Here is a 17,823-nt window from a genome sequence, read left to right on the forward strand (position 1 = left end):
AACAACGCCCCATCCGAAATCAATCATGTTCACATTTCATGCATGCACGATAGGATTCACGTTGGCCAAACCCGTCCTCTCCCGTTCGGAGGCCTCACGATGCTCTCGGCCCTTCTCATCGGCTCGGCGCTGACACTGGACGCGAACGGCCCGGAAAAGCCCGACTTGGCCGCCTATGAAACCGCCAAGGCCAACGTGAGACGCGACCCGGACGCGCACGTCAGGCTCGCGCTCTGGTGCGAGGCCCACGGGCTTCAGGCCGAGCGTTTGAAACACCTCGCCATCGCCGTCATCGCCAACCCACGGCACTCGATGGCGCGCGGGCTGATGGGCCTGGTCGAGTATCGCGGGCGTTGGCAGCGACCCGAGACGATCAGTGAGAAGGCACGCAACGACGCCTTGCTCGGCGAGTACCGCGAGCGGCGCGCCAAGACCAAGGAGGACGCCGACTCCCAGTGGGCGCTCGCGCTCTGGTGCGACGCGCACGACTTGAAGGCCGAGGCCGTCGCCCATCTCACGGCCGTCGTCAAGCGCGACCCCAAACGCGAGGACGCCTGGAGACGACTCGGGTTCAAGAAGCAAGGTCAGCGCTGGGTGACCGACGCGCGACTCGCCGAGGAAAAGGCTGAAGCCGAACGCCAAAAGCAGGCCGACCGCCACTGGAAGCCGCTCCTGGAGAAGTGGCGCGACGGACTCGGCAGCAAGAGCGCCATGCGGCGTGCCGAAGTCGAGACGGCCCTCTCTGAGATCACCGACCCGCGTGCGGTGCCGATGGTCTGGTCCGTCTTCGCCACCGGTAGCGCCGAGCGGCAAGCGATCGCCGTACGAGTGTTGGGGCAGATCGACGCGAAGGAGGCTTCGCGAGCCTTGGCGATGCTGGCGGGTTTCAGCGACACGTCGGAGGTGCGGCGGACGGCCACCGAGACCCTCAAGCGACGCGATGCACGCGAATATGCAGACCTCTTAATCAATTTGATCCGCGACCCGATCAAGTACCAGGCGCAGGCCGTGGGCGGGCCAGGGATACCCGGAACCCTGCTCGTCGAGGGCAAACGTAAGAACGTGCAGAGGCAATACGTCCCGCTACCAATGCCTCGCTTAAATATATTCCAGCCAGACGGAATGGATCTCCTGACCTACGATGCGTCTGGTTTGCCGGTCATCGTTCGCGGCACGGGCTATTCGGGATACATCGGACCTGATGGCTACTTCGTCAAATCTCGCCAAGGTTACGCCATCGGATTCAACAACGCCCCGATCGAAGCGATCGGTCAGGGCTCCGGCCCCACATCTTCCACCGGGGCGGACATTGCCAAGATCCTGCTCAACACTCCCGATCCCGCCGCTGCGATCAAGTCGATTCATAACATCACACCAAAAACTAACCCCTTAAACACACCCTCGATGCTGAGCCAGAACCTCATTCTTCAAGGTTACTCAGGGGGTTGGAATCCGGCCGGAAACACGATCGAGATCGGCCGGGCCACCCTCGAGACCCAGTACGCCGCGGCCTCGCTCCAGCAACAGCTCGAGTCAGATGTCGCGACCCTCGAACGCTCCAATACCCAGACGCGCGAACTCAACGAGCGGATGACCAAGCTTCTGAACGAGACCACCGAACAGGACCTCGCCGCCGACCGAACGGTCTGGCAGGGATGGTGGCTCGACCAGCTCGGCTATGCCCAGAAACAATCGTACGACCAACCCAAGCCCACAGTCGTTGAGGTCGTATCCCGCCCACTCCCGCCGGTCGCTGGGTTCGAGGAGCGAGAGAATGGCTACTTCCGGCGGAGGAGTTGCTTTGGGGCCGGCACTCCGGTGCATACCCTCTCCGGCGTCCAGCCCATCGAAGCCCTCAAGGAAGGAGACCGCGTCCTCACCCAAAACACCAAGACAGGAGCACTCGACTACCAGCCGATCCTGGTCGTCCACCACAACCCGCCGAGCCCCACCTACCGCATCACCTTGGGCGACGAAACCGTCATCAGCAGCCATTTCCACCGCTTCTGGAAGGCGGGCCAAGGCTGGGTCATGGCACGCGACCTGACCCCGGGCGACACGGTCCGGACCCTCGGCGGGCTCGTTCGGGTCGGCTCGATCGACGCCTCCGACGTCCAGCCCGTCTTCAACCTTGACGTGGCCGGCGATGCCGACTTCTTCGTCGGACGCCAAGGGGCCCTGGTCCACGACAACACCCTGCCCGACCTGAGGCAGACGCCGTTCGACGCTCCCCCCAGCCTCGCAACCGCAAGTCCCGTTTCGCGATGACGTTGCCATCAGTGAATACCGGCGCAACCACCCACGGGTTAAGCTCAACCCATGGGCGTAAGTCACGGCTTTTACATCGTTCCCCCCCAAAACATCCATTGCCTTGCGTAAACTTTTGCATGACCGCAAAAAATAAGGAACGGGAGCGAGCCAGGACAACCGGATTCTTGGCCTGCCGGAGCTCCGACACCTTGCCGCGAGGGCCCTCAACCGGGAAGATCCGGTGTTGGTGAGCGCGAACGGCGATTGGCGAAGCGACTGGGGAGGAAGGCGGGCCGATGAAAAAGCTGATCAACCGGCCGGAGTCGGCCGTCGAGGAGATGGTTGAGGGGCTGGTCGCGGCGTACCCCGGGCTGGCCCGCCTGCCTGGTCAGACAGTCGTTGTCCGGGCCGATGCCCAGGAAGAACGCGACCGCCGCGTGGCCTTGATCTCCGGGGGAGGGAGCGGGCACGAGCCCGCGCACGCGGGGTATATCGGTCGCGGAATGCTCAGCGCGGCGGTCCTGGGCGAGGTCTTCACCTCCCCCGGCCCCGACGCCGTGCTCGCGGCGATCCGCGCGGTGACCGGCGCTCCGGGGGTCCTGCTCATCGTCAAGAACTACACGGGGGACCGGCTCAACTTCGGCCTGGCGGCCGAGATAGCCCGGACGGAAGGGATCAACGTCGCGATGGTCGTGGTGGCCGACGACGTTGCCCTGGCCGCGTCGGCCGACAACGCGGGGCGCCGCGGGTTGGCGGGAACGATCCTGGTCCACAAGATCGCGGGGGCCGCCGCCGAAGCGGGGGCCAGCCTGGAGCAAGTCACCGCCGAGGCCAGGGCCGCCGCCGAGGCGGTCGGCACGATGGGCGTCGCCCTGACCCCTTGCACCGTGCCGGCCGCGGGCCGCCCGAGCTTCGCGCTCGGCGACGACGAGATCGAGCTCGGCCTGGGCATCCACGGCGAGCCTGGCGTTCGTCGCGAGGCGCTCGAACCGGCCGACGACCTGGTCGACCACCTCGTCAACGCCATCCTCGGCGACGCCCCGCCCGCCCCGGGCGAACGGGCCGCCTTGCTGATCAACAACCTGGGGGCCACCCCCACGATGGAGCTCCTGATCGTCGCCCGCTGCGCCCTCGCCCGGCTCGAGTCCCTCGAGGTCAAGGTCGAGCGGGTTTACCTCGGCACCTTTCTGTCCGCCCTCGAGATGGCCGGGGTCTCGCTTTCCGTCCTCCGGTTGGACGATGCGCGGTTGGCCCGGCTCGACGCGGCGACCGAGGCCCCCGCCTGGCCCAACGCCGCCGCCCGCCCGCGCGTCCCCAACGCCACCGTGCCCCCGAGCAGGAAAGCCAAGAAAAAAGGGGGCCTGCCCCGGTCGGCCGCGGAGCCGCCGCGGACCGAGCTCGGCCGGGCCTTGGAGCACGCGATCCTCGCGGCCATGGTGGCACTCATCGACGCCGAGCCGACGCTGACCGAGCTCGACCGGGTCGTGGGCGACGGCGACCTCGGACTCAGCTTAGAGCGTGGCGCCCGGGCTGTGCGCGAGGCACTCGGCACCTCCTCGTATCCGCTCGACGACCCCAGCGCGACCTTGCAAGCGCTCGGCCTGACGCTTCAAAAAGCACTCGGAGGCACCTCGGGCGCCCTCTACGCCCTGCTCTTCCTCCACGCTTCGGCCCGGCTCCGCACCCTCGCGTCCACCGACCCCAAGGCCTGGGCCGACGCCTTCCGAACCGGCGCCGCCGCCCTGGGCGACCTCGGCGGCTCGCGCCCGGGCGACCGCACCATGCTGGACGCCCTCCTGCCTGCACTTGACGCACTCGACGCATCCCTGGACGCCAACGCTACGCTCGTCGACGCCCTGGACGCCGCTGCGAGCGCCGCCGAAGCCGGATCCGACGCCACGGCCCGGATGTCACCCCGCCGGGGCCGCTCCAGCTACCTCGGCGACCGCGTGCTCGGCTACCCCGACCCCGGAGCCGTCGCGGTCGCCGTCTGGCTCAGAGCCGTCGCCTCGGCCTTGTAAAAACAAATTGAAGAGCGGGCGGGACGCCCGCGGTCCCAGGGGGGGAACGAAGGCAAATCAAGCTGACGCCCAGGCCCCCCTGCTCAGACGGAATCGATTCCATTTTCGACACCTTGACGTTTTTCGACGATCCGTCAATAATCCGCACATGGCTACAACGTCCCGGAAACAACGTGAGGTCCGTCAACGCGAGCTGCACCTCCTGGATGTGGCGCGTTCGATGCTCATCGCGCAGGGCTATGCGGGGCTGAGCATGGACCGGCTCGCCGAGGCGACGGAGTACTCGAAAGGGACGATCTACCAGCACTTCTCGACCAAGGAAGACCTGGTCATGGCCCTGGCCTCGCAGTCGATGGAACAGCGCCTTGCGCTCTTCGAGCGAGCCGCGCATTTTCACGGCCGGCCTCGCGAGCGGCTGCTGGCGCTCGGGATCGCCGATGAATTGTTCGCCCGGCTCTACCCCCACGCCTTCCGCTCCGAGTTGATCATCAAGATGGCCAACCTCGAGGAACGCGCGTCGCCCGAGCGGACCGATGCCCTCCGCGCCTGCGAAAGCCAATGCACGGGCCTCGTCCGCAGCTTTGTCGAAGAGGCGATCGCCGTCGGCGAGCTCGCCCCGACCGTCTCCTTTTCCCAGGTTGTATTCGCTGTCCTCACCATGGCCCTGGGCACCCACACCGTCGTCGCCAACTTCCGTCCGCTCCTGACCGAAGCCCAAGTCACCGACCCGTACTCATCCCTGCGGGAAAGCATCCAGATCCTGCTCGACGGCTTCGGCTGGAAGCCCCTCTCGTCCGAGTGGGACTATGCCGAAACCTATCGCCGGATCGCCCAGGAGGTCTTCGCCGATGAATGCCAATCCGCCGGACCCGGCTCCCTCTGATGAGCCCTCCCCTTTTTTTGCGCCGAAATCGACGAATCGTCGAAAATCGACGTTAGGTATTGTCGGTTTGGTCGTGACGACGGCCGCGGCGCTGACGGGTCGTTGGCTGCTGGCCGCATCGGCGGCGGCGCATGCTCCCAAGGCGGTTGAGCCGTTGCCGGTCTCGGTGCGGGTCCTGCCGGTCGTCGAGGAGGTGGTCTCGTCGGGGCTCCGCTACAGCGGAGTGGCCAAGGAGTTGAGGAAGGCGGAGCTGTCGTTCCGGGTCTCGGGGACGGTGACCTATCTCCATCAAGTGGCCGCCCCGGGCGATCGCCTCCGCGACGTCCACGAGGGGGACACGCTGGCCAAGGGGACGGTGATCGCCCGGCTCGACCCGGATGACTATGGCCGCGAGCGCGGGCAGGCCGCCGAGCGGCTGGTGACGGCTCGGGCTCGCTTGGCCCAGGCCAAGGCGAATACCGAGCAAGCTCAGATCGACCTCAGACGCAACGAGCAACTCGCGCGGCGGAACTCACTCAGCGTCTCCGAGCTCGACAACGCCCGAACCAACCTGAAGGGGATGACGGCGACCGAGGAGGCGGCCGAAGGGGACGTCGCCTCGGCCCGGATCGGCCTCGAGCAGGCGGAAGCGAACTTGCGGTATTGCTCTCTGGCCGTGCCGTTCGACCGGAGCACGGTCGCCGCTCGCCTGATCGACAACAACGAGCGCATGACGCCCAACCAGCGGACCTTCACGATCGTCGACATCTCCAGCGTCGTGATCGCCTTTAACGTCCCCGACACCCTGGTCGGCCGGCTCGCGATCGGCCAGGAGGTCGAGGTCACCACCGACGCGCTCACCGGCCAGCGGTTCGTCGGGGTGATGCACAAGATCGCCTCGTCGGCCGACAGCCGCACGCGAACTTACCCGATCGAAGTCCGCGTCGACGCCCCGAAGGGACTCCGACCGGGGATGGTGGCCACGGTCGTCTTCCGCAAGGAGACTCGCGCCTACCTCCTGCCGCTGACCTCGGTGGCGGCGGGCCCCTCCGCGCGATCGCTGATGGTCTACCGGGTCGAGGACGAGGGGGGCAAGTCGGTCGTCCGAGAGGTGCCGATGGCGTTCGACGACGTCCTCGACAACAAGGTCGCCATCCGGATGGGCGCCGTCGACGGCCTCCACTCGGGAGACCGCGTCGTCGCCACGGGCGTCCATCGCCTCCGCGACGGCCAGGCGGTCCGAGTCGTGGAATGAATCGCCAATCCGTGCCAATCCAACCGCAAGCTCCCCTCCCTCCCCCCCTGGGACCGCGGGCGCCCCGCCCGCTCTTCAATGAAATAAAGATCAATTCAATTGCGGGTGGGATGCCCGCGGCACCCGGGAATGGCCCTGCGAAACGCAAAATGACGTCCGCTCGCGAAGGATCCGGAACTTCCCGGCCAACCGATCGGGATCACCCCGAGGTAGGTAAGGACTCATGACCACATCGCAATATTTCGTCTACAAGCGGCCGATCGCCTGGACTCTGCTGATCGCGACGATCCTCTGGGGGATCTCTGCCTATCGGTCGATGCCCCAACGTCAGGACCCGCTGATCCAGATCCGCAGCGGGGTGGTGCTGACCTGGTACCCGGGGGCGGTCGCCGTCGAGGTGGAGCAGGAGGTCAGCCGCAAGATTGAAAAGGTGATGACCGAGAACCCGGCCGTCGAGCACGTCCGCTCGATCAGCCAGAAGGGGCAGTCGATCGTCTTCATCGACCTCTACGAGACGATCAAGAACGCCGAGGCGATCTGGCAGGACCTGAGCAACAAGCTCGATGCGATCACCGACCTGCCGACCGTCGCCGGGCAATCCTTGCGGCCCAAGCTCAACAAGGACTTCGGCGATACCGTCGCCACGATGCTCACGGTGAGCAGCCCACCGATCACCGACTTCGAGGTCGAGCAGCGGGCCGAGTTAATCGTCCGGAAGTTGGAAGCGGCCCGTGCGGCCCGGCCCGTGGCCTTGCGCGACCGGCGGTACAGTGGCGTCCTGGTCCACCCTTCGTCGGTCTCGCCCGAGTTCATCGAGCGGATGGGCCGGTCCGCCTTGGAGCATCTGGTCGAGGCCGGCCTGGCCGAGGACGGACAGTACCTCGCGATGCTCGGAGCCGGCGTGGTCGACTTTCGGCTCGCCGACGGCGCGGACGAGTCGAGGCTCCACCACGAGGTCGGCCGCTGGGAGCGTGACACCCTCGGCGCCGGCCTCGGGCACCCCGACCTCTGGCCCGCCCTCTTGATCTGCGAGCCCCAGACGCTCGCCGGCGCAATGAAGCGACACGTTCAGGAGGAACCGGGAGGAGTGGCCCGCTACACCTACGAAGACCTGCACCGCTTCGCCGACCTGATCCAGGACAGGCTCCGGCAATCGCCCCGGGTCGGTAAGATCGAGCAGATCGGAGTCCAGGAGCAGGCGGTCTTCCTCTACTACAGCAACCGGCGTCTGAGCGCGCTCGGCATCGAGCCGATGGCCCTGGCGCAGCAACTCGCCTATCGTAACATCAACATGCCTGGCGGTTCCGTCGAGCTCCCCGAACAGACCCTCGCGGTCAAGCCGAGCGGCCCCTACCGCGAAGGCCGGGAGATCGGCGAAACGGTCGTCGACATCCGCGACGGCTACCCGCTCTATCTCCGCGACCTCGCCGAGGTCGTCCGGGGCTACGAGGACCCGGCCCGAACCCTGAACTTCCGCACAGTGAAGCGCCACCCGCTCCATCCGCCGACCGCCCTCGATCGGGCTGAGCCAAAACCAAAGTCAGAATCGGGGTCGGGGCACGCCAAGGCCGCAGCCCCCGCCGGCCCGGCTCAGCTCTGGACCACCCGCGCGGTCACGCTGGCGATCTGCCACGTCAAAGGGACGCAAATCGCCGATTTCGGCCGGGACGTTGACCAGACCCTCAAGTCGCTCGAAGGCGTCCTGCCCGACGACTTGCAGGTGGAGCGTACCAGCGACGAGCCGCACGAGGTGCACCGCAAGATCGAGCTGTTCAAGGACTGCCTGATCGAGGCGATGGTCATCGTGATCGTCGTGACCCTCCTCTTCATGGAGTGGCGGAGCGCCCTGCTCGTCGCCCTCTCGATCCCGATCACCGTGGCGATGACCCTGGGCCTCTGCGCGATGCTCGGGGTCGACATTCAGCAGATCTCGATCGCCGCCTTGATCATCGCCCTGGGCCTGCTGGTCGACGACCCGGTCGTGGCCGGCGACGCGATCAACCGGGAGCTGGCGCACGGCACGCCCCGCGACGTGGCAGCCTGGCTCGGCCCGCAGAAGCTGGCCCGCGCGATCCTCTATGCCACGCTCACGAACATCGTCGCGTTCTTACCTTTGCTCCTGGTCGGCGGCGGCGCGGGGGAGTTCATCCAATCGCTGCCGATCGTCGTGACCGCCTCGCTGGTGGCCAGCCGGATCGTCTCGATGACCTTCATCCCGATGCTCGGTTACTACATGCTCAAGGGGCAGAAAGGGCTCGAGTCGGGGTTGTCCGAGGGAAGCAAGGGCTCGCGGTTCGCCCGGATCTACAACGGCTTCTCCGAGCTCTGCATGGAGCACAAGTGGGCGGCCCTCGCCTCGTGCCTGGTCGTCCTGTTCGCGGCGGCGAGCCTGGTCCCCAAGATCGGCACCAACTTCTTCCCCAAAGACTTGCACAACACATTCACCGTCAATCTGTTCCTGCCCGAGGGGACGCCGATCCGCCAGACCAAGGCCGAGGCGATGAAGGCCATCGCGGCGATCGACAGGCTGGCCGGCTCCGAGGCCGAAGCGTACACCACCTTCGTCGGCGCGGGGGGGCCTCGGTTCTGGCTCTCGGTCGTCCCCGAGCAGCCGGCGTCGAACTACGCCCAGATCCTGGTCCACACCCGCGACGCCTTCGCCACCGCGGCCCTGGCCTCGCGAATGAAGCGCGAGCTGCCGCCGTCGTTCGCCGCGGCCCGTGTGACCGTCGAACAGCTCGAGTCCGGCCCGCCGATCGGCACGCCGATCCAGATCCGGCTCCAGGGGCCCGAGCTGGCGACACTCCGGCTCCTGGGCGATGAGGTCAAGCGGATGATGGCCGCGTTCCCCGGGACCGAGAACGTCCACGACGACTGGGATCCCGAGTCGCTCCAGATCAACCTCAACATCGCCACCGACCGGGCGAACATGTCGGCCATCACCAACCAGGACGTGGCGATGATGACCAGCGCCGGGCTCTCCGGCTACACGGCGACCACGATCCGCGAGCGCGACCGGCAGGTCCCGGTGATCCTCCGGCTCCGCCCCGACGAGCGGAGCCGGATGGAGGACTTGAACACCATGCAAGTCTTCAGTGCGCGGGCCAACACGCAAGTCCCGCTCGAGCAGGTCGGATCGTTCCAGACCGAGATGATCTCTCCCAAGATCGGCCGCCGGGACAACGAGCGCTGCCTGACGGTCAAGTGCGACACCGTGCCCGGCCTCCTGCCCAGCCGCGTGGTCGACCAGTTGGAGACCCGGCTGATGGAGGCGTCCAAGGCATGGCCCCCGGGCTATCGCTTCGCCTTCGGCGGTGAGAAGGAAGAGCAGGCCAAGGGATTCGCGTTCATGTCGGTGGCGATGGTGGCCTCGATCATCGGGATCTACCTGGCCCTGGTGCTCCAGTTCAACAGCCTCACCAAGCCGCTGCTCGTCTTCGCCGCGGTGCCGTTCGGGATGATCGGCGGGCTCATGGGCCTCTTGATCTTCAACGTCCCGCTCGGGTTCTTTGCGATGCTCGGCCTATCATCACTGGCCGGCGTGATCATCAGTCACGTCATTGTACTCTTCGAATACATCGAGGAGGCCCATGAACGGGGCGAGCCGCTCCGCCGGGCGGTGATCGACGCCGCTCTGGTGCGGTTGCGGCCGGTCCTGGTGACGGTCCTGGCGACGGTAGGCGGGCTCGTCCCGCTGGCCATGAAGGGGGGACCGCTCTGGGAGCCGCTCTGCTGCGTGCAGATCATCGGCCTTTTGGTCGCGACCCTGGTGACCAAGGTCGTCGTACCCGTCCTCTACGTCCTGTTCGTCGAGGACTTCAAGCTGATCAAGTGGTCCGCCCCCGGCGAGCACGCCATCGAGGGCCCGCCCGCCGAATACCTGGTCCATGGGCATGGCCATGGCCCCGAAAGGCCGCTGGCCATCCCGATGAGCTGAGACTCCGGCGGGCTACGCGAACGCGCGGCGGATCAAGTCGGGGAGCTGCGCCGTGAACTGGCTGCGGGCGAGCACGGGGTCGCAGCCGGCCGAGCGGGCGTCGGCGAGGGCCGCGGTGTCGACGTGGGAGCCGAACGCGATGAACGGGGTGCCCTCGCCGGCCAGCGTTCGATAGGCCAGGAGCGCGGGGATGGAAACGAGCTCGCCGGCCGAGAGGTCGACGAAGACGACGCGGGGCTTCCACTGCTCGATCATCGCCTGTGCGAGCGCGGTGTTGCCGGCCACCATCACGCGGTGGCCGAGTTCACGCGCGGTGCCGGTGATCTTGGACGTGAAGATCAGGTCGCGGCTCAAGAGCAGGCCGGCCGGCTCCGACCCTTCGGGGGTCGGCACCGACGGCATGGTCGGGTCAGAACTCATCGCGTTCCAGCTCCTGAATTGCGATCGCGGGCGAACTGCGCCTCGATCCAGACGGGGGTCAGATGATCCACGCCGGGCAAGACGGCGTCGGCTCCGGCCCCTTCGAGCTCGTCGGCCCGATAGGTATTGGAAACGCCGACGGCAAACATCCCCGCGCCCTTGGCCGAAGCCACGCCGGCCAGGCTGTCTTCAATCACCAGGCACTCGCCCGCATCCAGGTCGGGCACCCCCGCCCCCGGGTCGTCGCGCAAGGCGGCGAGGGCGAGCAAATACCCTTGCGGGTCGGGCTTACAACGGCTCGTGTCTTCGGCCGAGACAATCGCCCCTACCCGCTCACGCGAGCCGATCAGGCCCAGGGCGAATTCGATCTCGGGACGCAAGGCGCCCGAGTTGATCGCCAACGGCCAGCGACCGGCCAGGGCGGCCAGGCAGTCGGCCGCGCCGGGGAAGAATCGCAGGCCGATCCCCGCCTCTTCCGCATAGCGAACCGCCTTCCGCGCGATCAGGGCGTCGAGTCGCTCCTGATCGGCTTCCTGACCGCCATCGATCAGGGCGGCTTCAAAGCAGCCGCGATCGTCGAGGCCCAGGTAACGCTCGTGGTAGTCGCGATCGGTGATCGTGACCCCCTCGGCCGCGAGAACTTCGCGAAACATGTCGAAATGAAGATACTCGTCGTCGACGAGTACGCCGTTGAAGTCGAAAATCACCGCCCGGATCATGCCAAACCTATTCTCTTCCCGCTCAGTTGAGGATTCGTGAGCCACCAAAACCAAACCCATCCCAAAACCGATCCCGACCCGATCCAATCAGGTCGGGTCAGATCGCCTCGGGCCCACGCTCGCCGGTTCGGATCCGGATGCAGTCGTCCATGGGGAGGATGAAGATCTTACCGTCGCCAATCTTGCCGTCAGGCCCGCTTCGCCCCGCCTGAATGATCGCGTTGACGGTCGGCTCGACGAAGTCCTCATTGACCGCGATCTGGAGCTCGATCTTACGGAGCAAGTTGACCGTAAACTCGTGCCCGCGATAGACCTCGGTGTATCCCTTCTGACGCCCGAACCCCTGGACGTCCATCACGGTCAGGCGAAACACCTCGACGTGTGAAAGGGCTTCCTTGACGGCCTCGAGTTTGGTGGGCTGAATCAACGCGATGATCAGTTTCATGGAGGTCCCGCTCTTTCCGACACCCCGCCGCCGTGCCGTCGCACGAACGATGACAGGACCTCGGACTCCCAAGAGGTCATCCCCGAAGCACGTTCAGATTGACCGAGAATCAGGGTTGGCGTCAACAGAAAAGTTACGAACGAGGGTGTCGTGGCCCGGAGTGTCGTCGCCCCGCGACTCGCATAGGGCCGAAACCCAAAAAAGCCCCGTCCGAATGAATCGGGCGGGGCCATCGATCGCGCCAGGGCAAAACTTCGTCCTGGTTTCCCAATGAGTCGGCTTACCTCAGAGGCTGGGGCCGGGGCCGGGCAGGCTGCCCACGCTGTCCGGCGGCGGCGGAGACACCTCACCCGAGGCCGGGGGCACCGAGATCGCCCCGGCGGCCGCGGACGGCGGCAGCGGCTCCGGGCCATCCGAAGGTGGGGTCGGCGCGGGGGAGTTCACCGCGGGTGGGGGCGTGGCCGCGTCGGTCGACGAGGCCGGCGGCAGAGGAGCGCCGGGGGGAAGCATCAATGGTGCTCCCTGACCGGGACCCGCCATCGAATACCCGCCCGCTCCGGGCCCGCCCGAGGTCGGGGGATAAGACTGGGGACCGCAATTGCCGCCGATGCAGGGCGTGGGGAAGTCGTCGCAGGTGTCACACTGGGCACACCCCACCGCCCCGACTGCCAGGGCCGCGGCCAATAGCGCGAATTTGATCCGCAACATCGCCGGTATCCTTTCCGTAACATGTTTGGCCGTCATCTCTTCGGAACCCGGACCGTTCCGTGGTCCATGGCCCTTTTGCTGGATCGGACCCGCACCATTCGTTGGGAGTGCCGACCGCGCCTTCATTAGTCCTATTCATCGGCCACACCGCCGCTCGACAATGACACGAAACGGCCCAAAGTTGCCTCAACCCTTTGAATCCCCGTATTGACGATCGCTTCGCGCAGGCCGGCAACTCAACGCAAACCTTCCAGTCAACCTCATCTTCCAACACAATTCCACGCCAAGGTCACCCGACCACGTCGCCCCTGGGGCGTCTAACTCGCCTTGGCGGTACGATCGTCGTGGGATTTGCAAACGAATCCGGTCCGACCCGGTGACTTCCTGCATGGTAGTGGCGACCGAACTCAACAGCGCCGCGGGGACGACGACACGATGGCAACCGGGCGAACGGCCTCCGTCCTGCGACACCTCCGCGTCCTGTTCGCGGCGGGAACGACGGCGGGGCTGACCGACAGCGAGCTTCTCGAGCGATTCACGGCCAAACGTGCCGAGTCGGCCGAAGCCGGCCTCGCCTCGGAAGCGGCCTTCTCCGCCTTAATGGACCGTCACGGAGCGATGGTCTGGGGAGTCTGCCGCCGCGTGCTCGGCGACACCCACGAGGCGGAGGATGCCTTCCAGGCCACGTTCCTGGTGCTCGTCCGTAAGGCGGGGTCGGTGCGGGTGGACGACTCGGTTGGCCGCTGGCTCTATGGGGTCGCTCACCGCGTCGCCCTACGGGCTCGCTCCGAGGCGCGACGGCGCGAGTCCAGACCGGGCCATGCCCCCGCCCAGGACTCCGAGGATCCGGCAACCGTGGTGGAACTCAAGGAGTCATGCCACGCCTTGAGCGAAGAAATCGATCGGCTCCCCGCGAAATATCGGTGCCCGATCGAACTCTGCGACCTGCAAGGGCTGACGTATGACCAGGCCGCGCGACAGCTCAACGGGTCGGTCGCCATGGTCAAGGGCCGACTGGTAAGAGGACGGCTCAAATTGCGAGAGAGACTGGCAGAGCGAGGTCTCTCGCCCGTCGCGGCGGTCGGGTTCCAGGCGCTCTCGCGCGAAGCCCGGTTGGCCGTTCCACCGAAGCTCGTTCATTCCACTGTGCGCGCGGTGACTTCCTATGCCCCGGGCCTGTTCCCGGCGGCGGTCATCGCCCAGACCGAGGAGGTTTTAAAGATGATGATGTGGGAAAAGCTGAAACTGGCGGCCGCAGGCGCCCTCGTCGCGGCCGGCTTGACGGCCGGTGCCCTGGCGCAACAACAACCGGCCTCGCAGGATCGTGCCCCCGAGGCGCCACGGCCCAAGGTCAACGCGCAATCCCTCGAAAAACCGAACAGGAAGCCTGGGGAGGATCGTCGCTGGCTCAAGACCATGTCCAGTGGCGCAACCCTCGAAGTGGTGGCAATTTCTCCCCACCCGTCCGGCCCGAACACGTGGTGGCGGCCCAACGGGACCCCGCTCAGTCAACCGCCGTGTGACCCATTCCCCACAAGGTTGACCTCGGACGAAAACGTCGTCCCCCGCGCCATCGTGGTCCGCCTGACCGGAATTCCGGCCGAGGCTGATCACCGGTGGTGGATCGACCAGGCCAATGGCGGCTCCCACTCCCAGGGCGATGCCAAACTCGCCGGCATCCCGGTCTCGGGCTTGAGTGAGATCGTCACCTTCTTCCCGAGCGGCCTGGATTCGAGCACGATCCGGTTCGAAGTCGCCGCCGGTCCCTGGAAGACGGTCCGAACCTGGGGGAAGAGCCCGGGGGCCGTCGGTTCCCGAGAGGTAAGCTACATCTTCAGCGCGCCCATCGCCACCAAGAAGGGGACGACGTTGTCCGTAACCCACAACATCCAGGACGTGTCTGTGCGACTGGTCGCGGTGGATGGCGAGGGCAAGGAACACCCGGCTGAGAACCGCTCGGGGAGCGGCGTGGGGGATTATTATCAGATCACAGGTGAATTCAACCTTCCTCCCGATCAAATCGAAGAATTCCGGGTCCAGACGCGGCCCTACGAGAAGGGCGAGATCAACGGGGTCGCCCTTAAACCGAGCGGGCCTGCCTAAAGCGGACTTCGCATCTTCAATCTCATGATCATGCTTACGTTTTCTTGTAGGGTGGGCACGAACCACCAGGTTTCGCCCGCAAGAAAGAAGGGTGACCCACTCCTGCCAAACCTCTTGTCAAACGCCGTGGTGGGCCGTACCCACCCTACAAGATACCTTCTCACACACGCTCGAAGACCGGTTTACCCCCTGGGTTGCCCACACATCGGGGGCGTCTACTACGGACTTGGCTTCGAGGCGACGTCCACATCCACCGGGGTCTCCTCGGCGTTGCCCCAGTCGGACCAGCCCAGATAGTAGTTCCTCGCCTTGAAGCCGAGCCGGTCGAGGACGAACGCGTTCACGGAGGCACGGCCGCCATTCTGGCAGTGGGTGATGACCGGTTCGCTCGCGTTGACGCCGGCCTTGGCGAGCCTGGCGTGAAGATCCGCCTCCTCGAGAAAGCGACCGTCCTTGCCCACGAGGTCGGACCATTCGAGGTGGCAGGCCGCCGGGATGTGCCCGCCCCGTTTCGCCCGCTTTTCGATTCCGTCGTACTCCCCCCTGCTCCGGGCGTCGACGATCAAGGCCGACTTCGAGGCAATCGCGGCCAACACCTCAGCGCGGGTGGCGTTCCTGTCTTTGCGGAAGCGGACTTCGACTGAACTCGGCTCGACCGTCGCCACCTCGGTAGTCACCGGCCGGTTCTCGGCCACCCAGAGCGGAAAGCTGCCATTGATGAGCCCCGCGCGTTCGACGCCCAGGTAACCGAGGAGCCACCAGAGCCGAGCCGCGTCGAGTTGCCGGTTCGCGTCGTAGACGAGAACGTCGGTTTTCGGCCCGATGCCGAGCGGGGCCAGCCACGACTCCCAGGCCTTCCGGTCGGTGAGGACGCCAGGATTCTTCACGGCCATGGTCGCGACGGCCCTGGCATCCACCCAGACGGCGCCCGGGATGTGGCCCTTGTCGTAGTCGGCCTTGGGCCGGGCATCAAGCACGCGGAGCGTTGGCTCGCCAAGTCGACGCTCCAACTCCGCGAACGAGACGAGCCGCGCCGGCGGCGACTCCCCGGAATCCGCGGCCCAGCAAGCCAGCGGAGCGAGCACGATCAGCGGAACGATTCGCCAGGTTCGAGACATCATGCTCACCATCCCTCACGAAAACAGGCATCCTGCCAATAGTGTTCGGCACGAAATTTGCGACATCTCCACCCAGGCCAATCTTGCCCTCAAGGGCCGAAAACGGGGATTTCGCAAGGACTTTCGGCACAGAATTTGCGCCTTCTCCACTCAAGTGCATCTTGCCGTCATTTTGGCAGGGCCTTGGGAATGGCAAAACGCTCAGCAAAACCTCTGAAACCCCGAGATATCCAGGGGTTGAAGTACGTCGAGCGGTTACTGCCGCTGCTCGACCAACTCCACGATGTCGGCTGCCAACGCGACAGGTCCGGTAATCGCAGCCTGCATTACGATCAGTATTGCATGCTCGTCTTACTCTTCCTCTTCAACCCAGTCCTCCGTTCCTTGCGCTCCTTGCAACAGGCGAGCACACTCAACAACGTGCAGCGCAAGCTCGGCTGCGCCCGGGCCTCGTTGGGGTCGCTCTCCGAGGCCGTCGAGGTCTTCGAACCCGAGCGGCTGCGCGGCATCATCGAGTCCCTCGCCGCCGAAGTGAAGCCCGTCCGCGACGTGCGCGGCGGCCACCTCGCCCATGCCCTGACGGCCGTCGATGGCAGCGTGGTCAAGACGCTCAAGACCATCGCCGAGGCCGCCTTCATGAACGACAAGAACGGCGGCTCTCACAGCGGCTGGCGACTCCACACCCACTTCGCCATCGACCGCCACGTCCCCACCCGGATCGAGGTCAGCGCCGCTGCCAACAGTGGCCATAACGACGAGAAGAACCGACTCCGCGCCGCCTTGCAGTCCGACCACTGCTACGTCCTGGACCGTTGGTATGCCCAGTTCACCCTCTGGAACGACATCGTGGCCGCGGGGAGCAGCTATGTTTGCCGCATCCGCGACAACAGCAACCTCAATGCGGTCATCGAAGAGCGCCCGGTCTCGGCGACAGCCGCGGCTGCCGACGTCCTCCGCGACTTCATCGTGGACCTCGGCGCCGCCAAGAAGCCCGACGAGCGGCCGGCCCATCGGGTGCGGGTGATTCTGGTGAAAACGACGCCCCACACCAAGCGTGGGGGCCGCAAAGGGGGCACGGCCGGTCCTCCCAGCGACGGCGTGCTGCGGATCGCCACGAACCTCCTGGATGTTCCCGCCGAGGTGATCGCTGACATCTACCGACACAGGTGGACAATTGAACTCTTCTTTAGATTTTTCAAGCACGTGCTCGGCTGTCGCCACCTGCTGAGTACGCATCCCAAGGGGATCGAGATCCAGGCGTACTGCGCGATCATCGCGTGTCTGCTGATCAGCCTGTGGACGGGCCGCAAGCCGACGCTCCGGTCTTACGAGATGATCTGTCTGTACTTCGCAGGCTGGGCGAGCCTTGAGGAACTCTTGGACCATATTAGTAAATTAAAATCTGAAGAGACGTAGTGCCCGCGGCTCGACTCCCAAGTCCGCGGTGTTCGCTGCTGCGCGGTGGTTTGTAGTTCACCCGAGTCGTCGGCTCGCCCCAGGTCACCGAGAACGTCCCGCACGCCTCTGCGGGGCGGCCGTGTCGGCCAGGCTTCCTCGCTTCAGGAAGACAGGGAGCTCACGCTCCCCGCTCGCCTGGGAGGCGAGCATGCGCTGGCCTGGTGGCTGGTTTCGCTTGTGCGAAAGGCAAGTGGGGAGCGTGAGCTCCCTGTCCCTCCCCCAGCAAAGCCGAAAGCTCGTGCCCACTGGGGCCGCAGGTCCCCCGCCCGCCCCACAGGGTCGTGTGAAACGCTCTGAGGGGGAGTTCCCCGGGTTGCCGGCTTGCCGTTGCTCGGATCGCCCCCCCCCACAGCAAACGGAGTGCCGAACACTATTGGCATCCTGCATTCCCTTTTTTTCCATCGCGGCCACGCGGACGCACGCAACGGCAATGGCCACTCTAATCGCCCGCCCCCCAGCGGACAACGGATGGACCCCGGCCCACCCAACCGTCAACCTCACGTCAATCGTCAACGTGTACCTTGCCG

Annotated in this window: 12 protein-coding genes; 7 read left to right on the plus strand and 5 right to left on the minus strand. The window is 65.9% G+C overall.

The features are described 5' to 3' along the window. Positions 1-99: 99 nt before the first annotated feature. The 5 genes from BUS42_RS25150 to BUS42_RS25170 all read left to right on the plus strand — a co-directional run bounded on the left by BUS42_RS25150 (position 100) and on the right by BUS42_RS25170 (position 10,325). Complete coding sequence (locus BUS42_RS25150; protein WP_083670619.1) at positions 100-2,268, plus strand: polymorphic toxin-type HINT domain-containing protein; 2,169 nt, start codon at positions 100-102, stop codon at positions 2,266-2,268. Positions 2,269-2,546: 278 nt separating this feature from the next. After that, positions 2,547-4,271 (plus strand): dihydroxyacetone kinase subunit DhaK, encoded by a 1,725-nt coding sequence (dhaK, locus tag BUS42_RS25155; RefSeq protein ID WP_074311643.1) that lies wholly within the window; start codon positions 2,547-2,549, stop codon positions 4,269-4,271. Positions 4,272-4,419: 148 nt separating this feature from the next. After that, positions 4,420-5,154: a TetR/AcrR family transcriptional regulator gene (locus BUS42_RS25160; protein ID WP_074311645.1), complete on the plus strand. Its 735-nt coding sequence runs from the start codon at positions 4,420-4,422 to the stop codon at positions 5,152-5,154. A gap of 73 nt (positions 5,155-5,227) precedes the next feature. Beyond that, on the plus strand, positions 5,228-6,388 hold the full coding sequence (locus tag BUS42_RS25165; protein WP_254054007.1) for an efflux RND transporter periplasmic adaptor subunit: 1,161 nt from the start codon (positions 5,228-5,230) through the stop codon (positions 6,386-6,388). 223 nt (positions 6,389-6,611) lie between these two features. Continuing rightward, on the plus strand, positions 6,612-10,325 hold the full coding sequence (locus BUS42_RS25170) for an efflux RND transporter permease subunit (protein WP_074311649.1): 3,714 nt from the start codon (positions 6,612-6,614) through the stop codon (positions 10,323-10,325). Positions 10,326-10,337: 12 nt separating this feature from the next. Here the strand turns inward: BUS42_RS25170 and BUS42_RS25175 are convergent, their stop codons facing one another. From BUS42_RS25175 to BUS42_RS25190, 4 genes are all read right to left on the minus strand, one after another. Further along, the gene (locus BUS42_RS25175; protein WP_074311651.1) at positions 10,338-10,745 is read right to left on the minus strand and encodes a response regulator; all 408 of its coding nucleotides are present in this window, start codon (positions 10,743-10,745) and stop codon (positions 10,338-10,340) included. Continuing rightward, positions 10,742-11,464, minus strand: coding sequence for an HAD family hydrolase (locus BUS42_RS25180; protein ID WP_074311653.1), 723 nt, complete (start codon positions 11,462-11,464; stop codon positions 10,742-10,744). The genes BUS42_RS25175 and BUS42_RS25180 overlap by 4 nt, the downstream gene beginning before the upstream one ends. Positions 11,465-11,561: 97 nt before the next feature. Further along, complete coding sequence (locus BUS42_RS25185) at positions 11,562-11,909, minus strand: P-II family nitrogen regulator (RefSeq protein WP_015247204.1); 348 nt, start codon at positions 11,907-11,909, stop codon at positions 11,562-11,564. A gap of 285 nt (positions 11,910-12,194) precedes the next feature. Then, positions 12,195-12,617, minus strand: coding sequence for a hypothetical protein (locus BUS42_RS25190; RefSeq protein ID WP_074311655.1), 423 nt, complete (start codon positions 12,615-12,617; stop codon positions 12,195-12,197). Between the two features lie 435 nt (positions 12,618-13,052). Between BUS42_RS25190 and BUS42_RS25195 the strand changes: the two genes are divergently transcribed. Continuing rightward, a complete protein-coding gene (locus BUS42_RS25195) occupies positions 13,053-14,720 on the plus strand; it encodes an RNA polymerase sigma factor (RefSeq protein ID WP_074315295.1) in 1,668 nt (555 codons plus the stop codon). 218 nt (positions 14,721-14,938) lie between these two features. On the opposite strand, the gene BUS42_RS25200 is transcribed toward BUS42_RS25195, so the two are convergent. After that, positions 14,939-15,841 carry a sulfurtransferase gene (locus BUS42_RS25200; protein WP_254053780.1) on the minus strand — a complete coding sequence of 301 codons (903 nt, stop codon included), beginning with the start codon at positions 15,839-15,841 and terminating at the stop codon, positions 14,939-14,941. Positions 15,842-16,027: 186 nt separating this feature from the next. On the opposite strand from BUS42_RS25200, the gene BUS42_RS25205 reads away from it, so the two are divergent. Then, the gene (locus BUS42_RS25205; protein WP_074304436.1) at positions 16,028-17,254 is read left to right on the plus strand and encodes an IS4 family transposase; all 1,227 of its coding nucleotides are present in this window, start codon (positions 16,028-16,030) and stop codon (positions 17,252-17,254) included. The last annotated feature ends 569 nt before the right edge of the window (positions 17,255-17,823 follow it).

Source organism: Singulisphaera sp. GP187, assembly GCF_900129635.1.
Lineage (GTDB): Bacteria > Planctomycetota > Planctomycetia > Isosphaerales > Isosphaeraceae > Singulisphaera.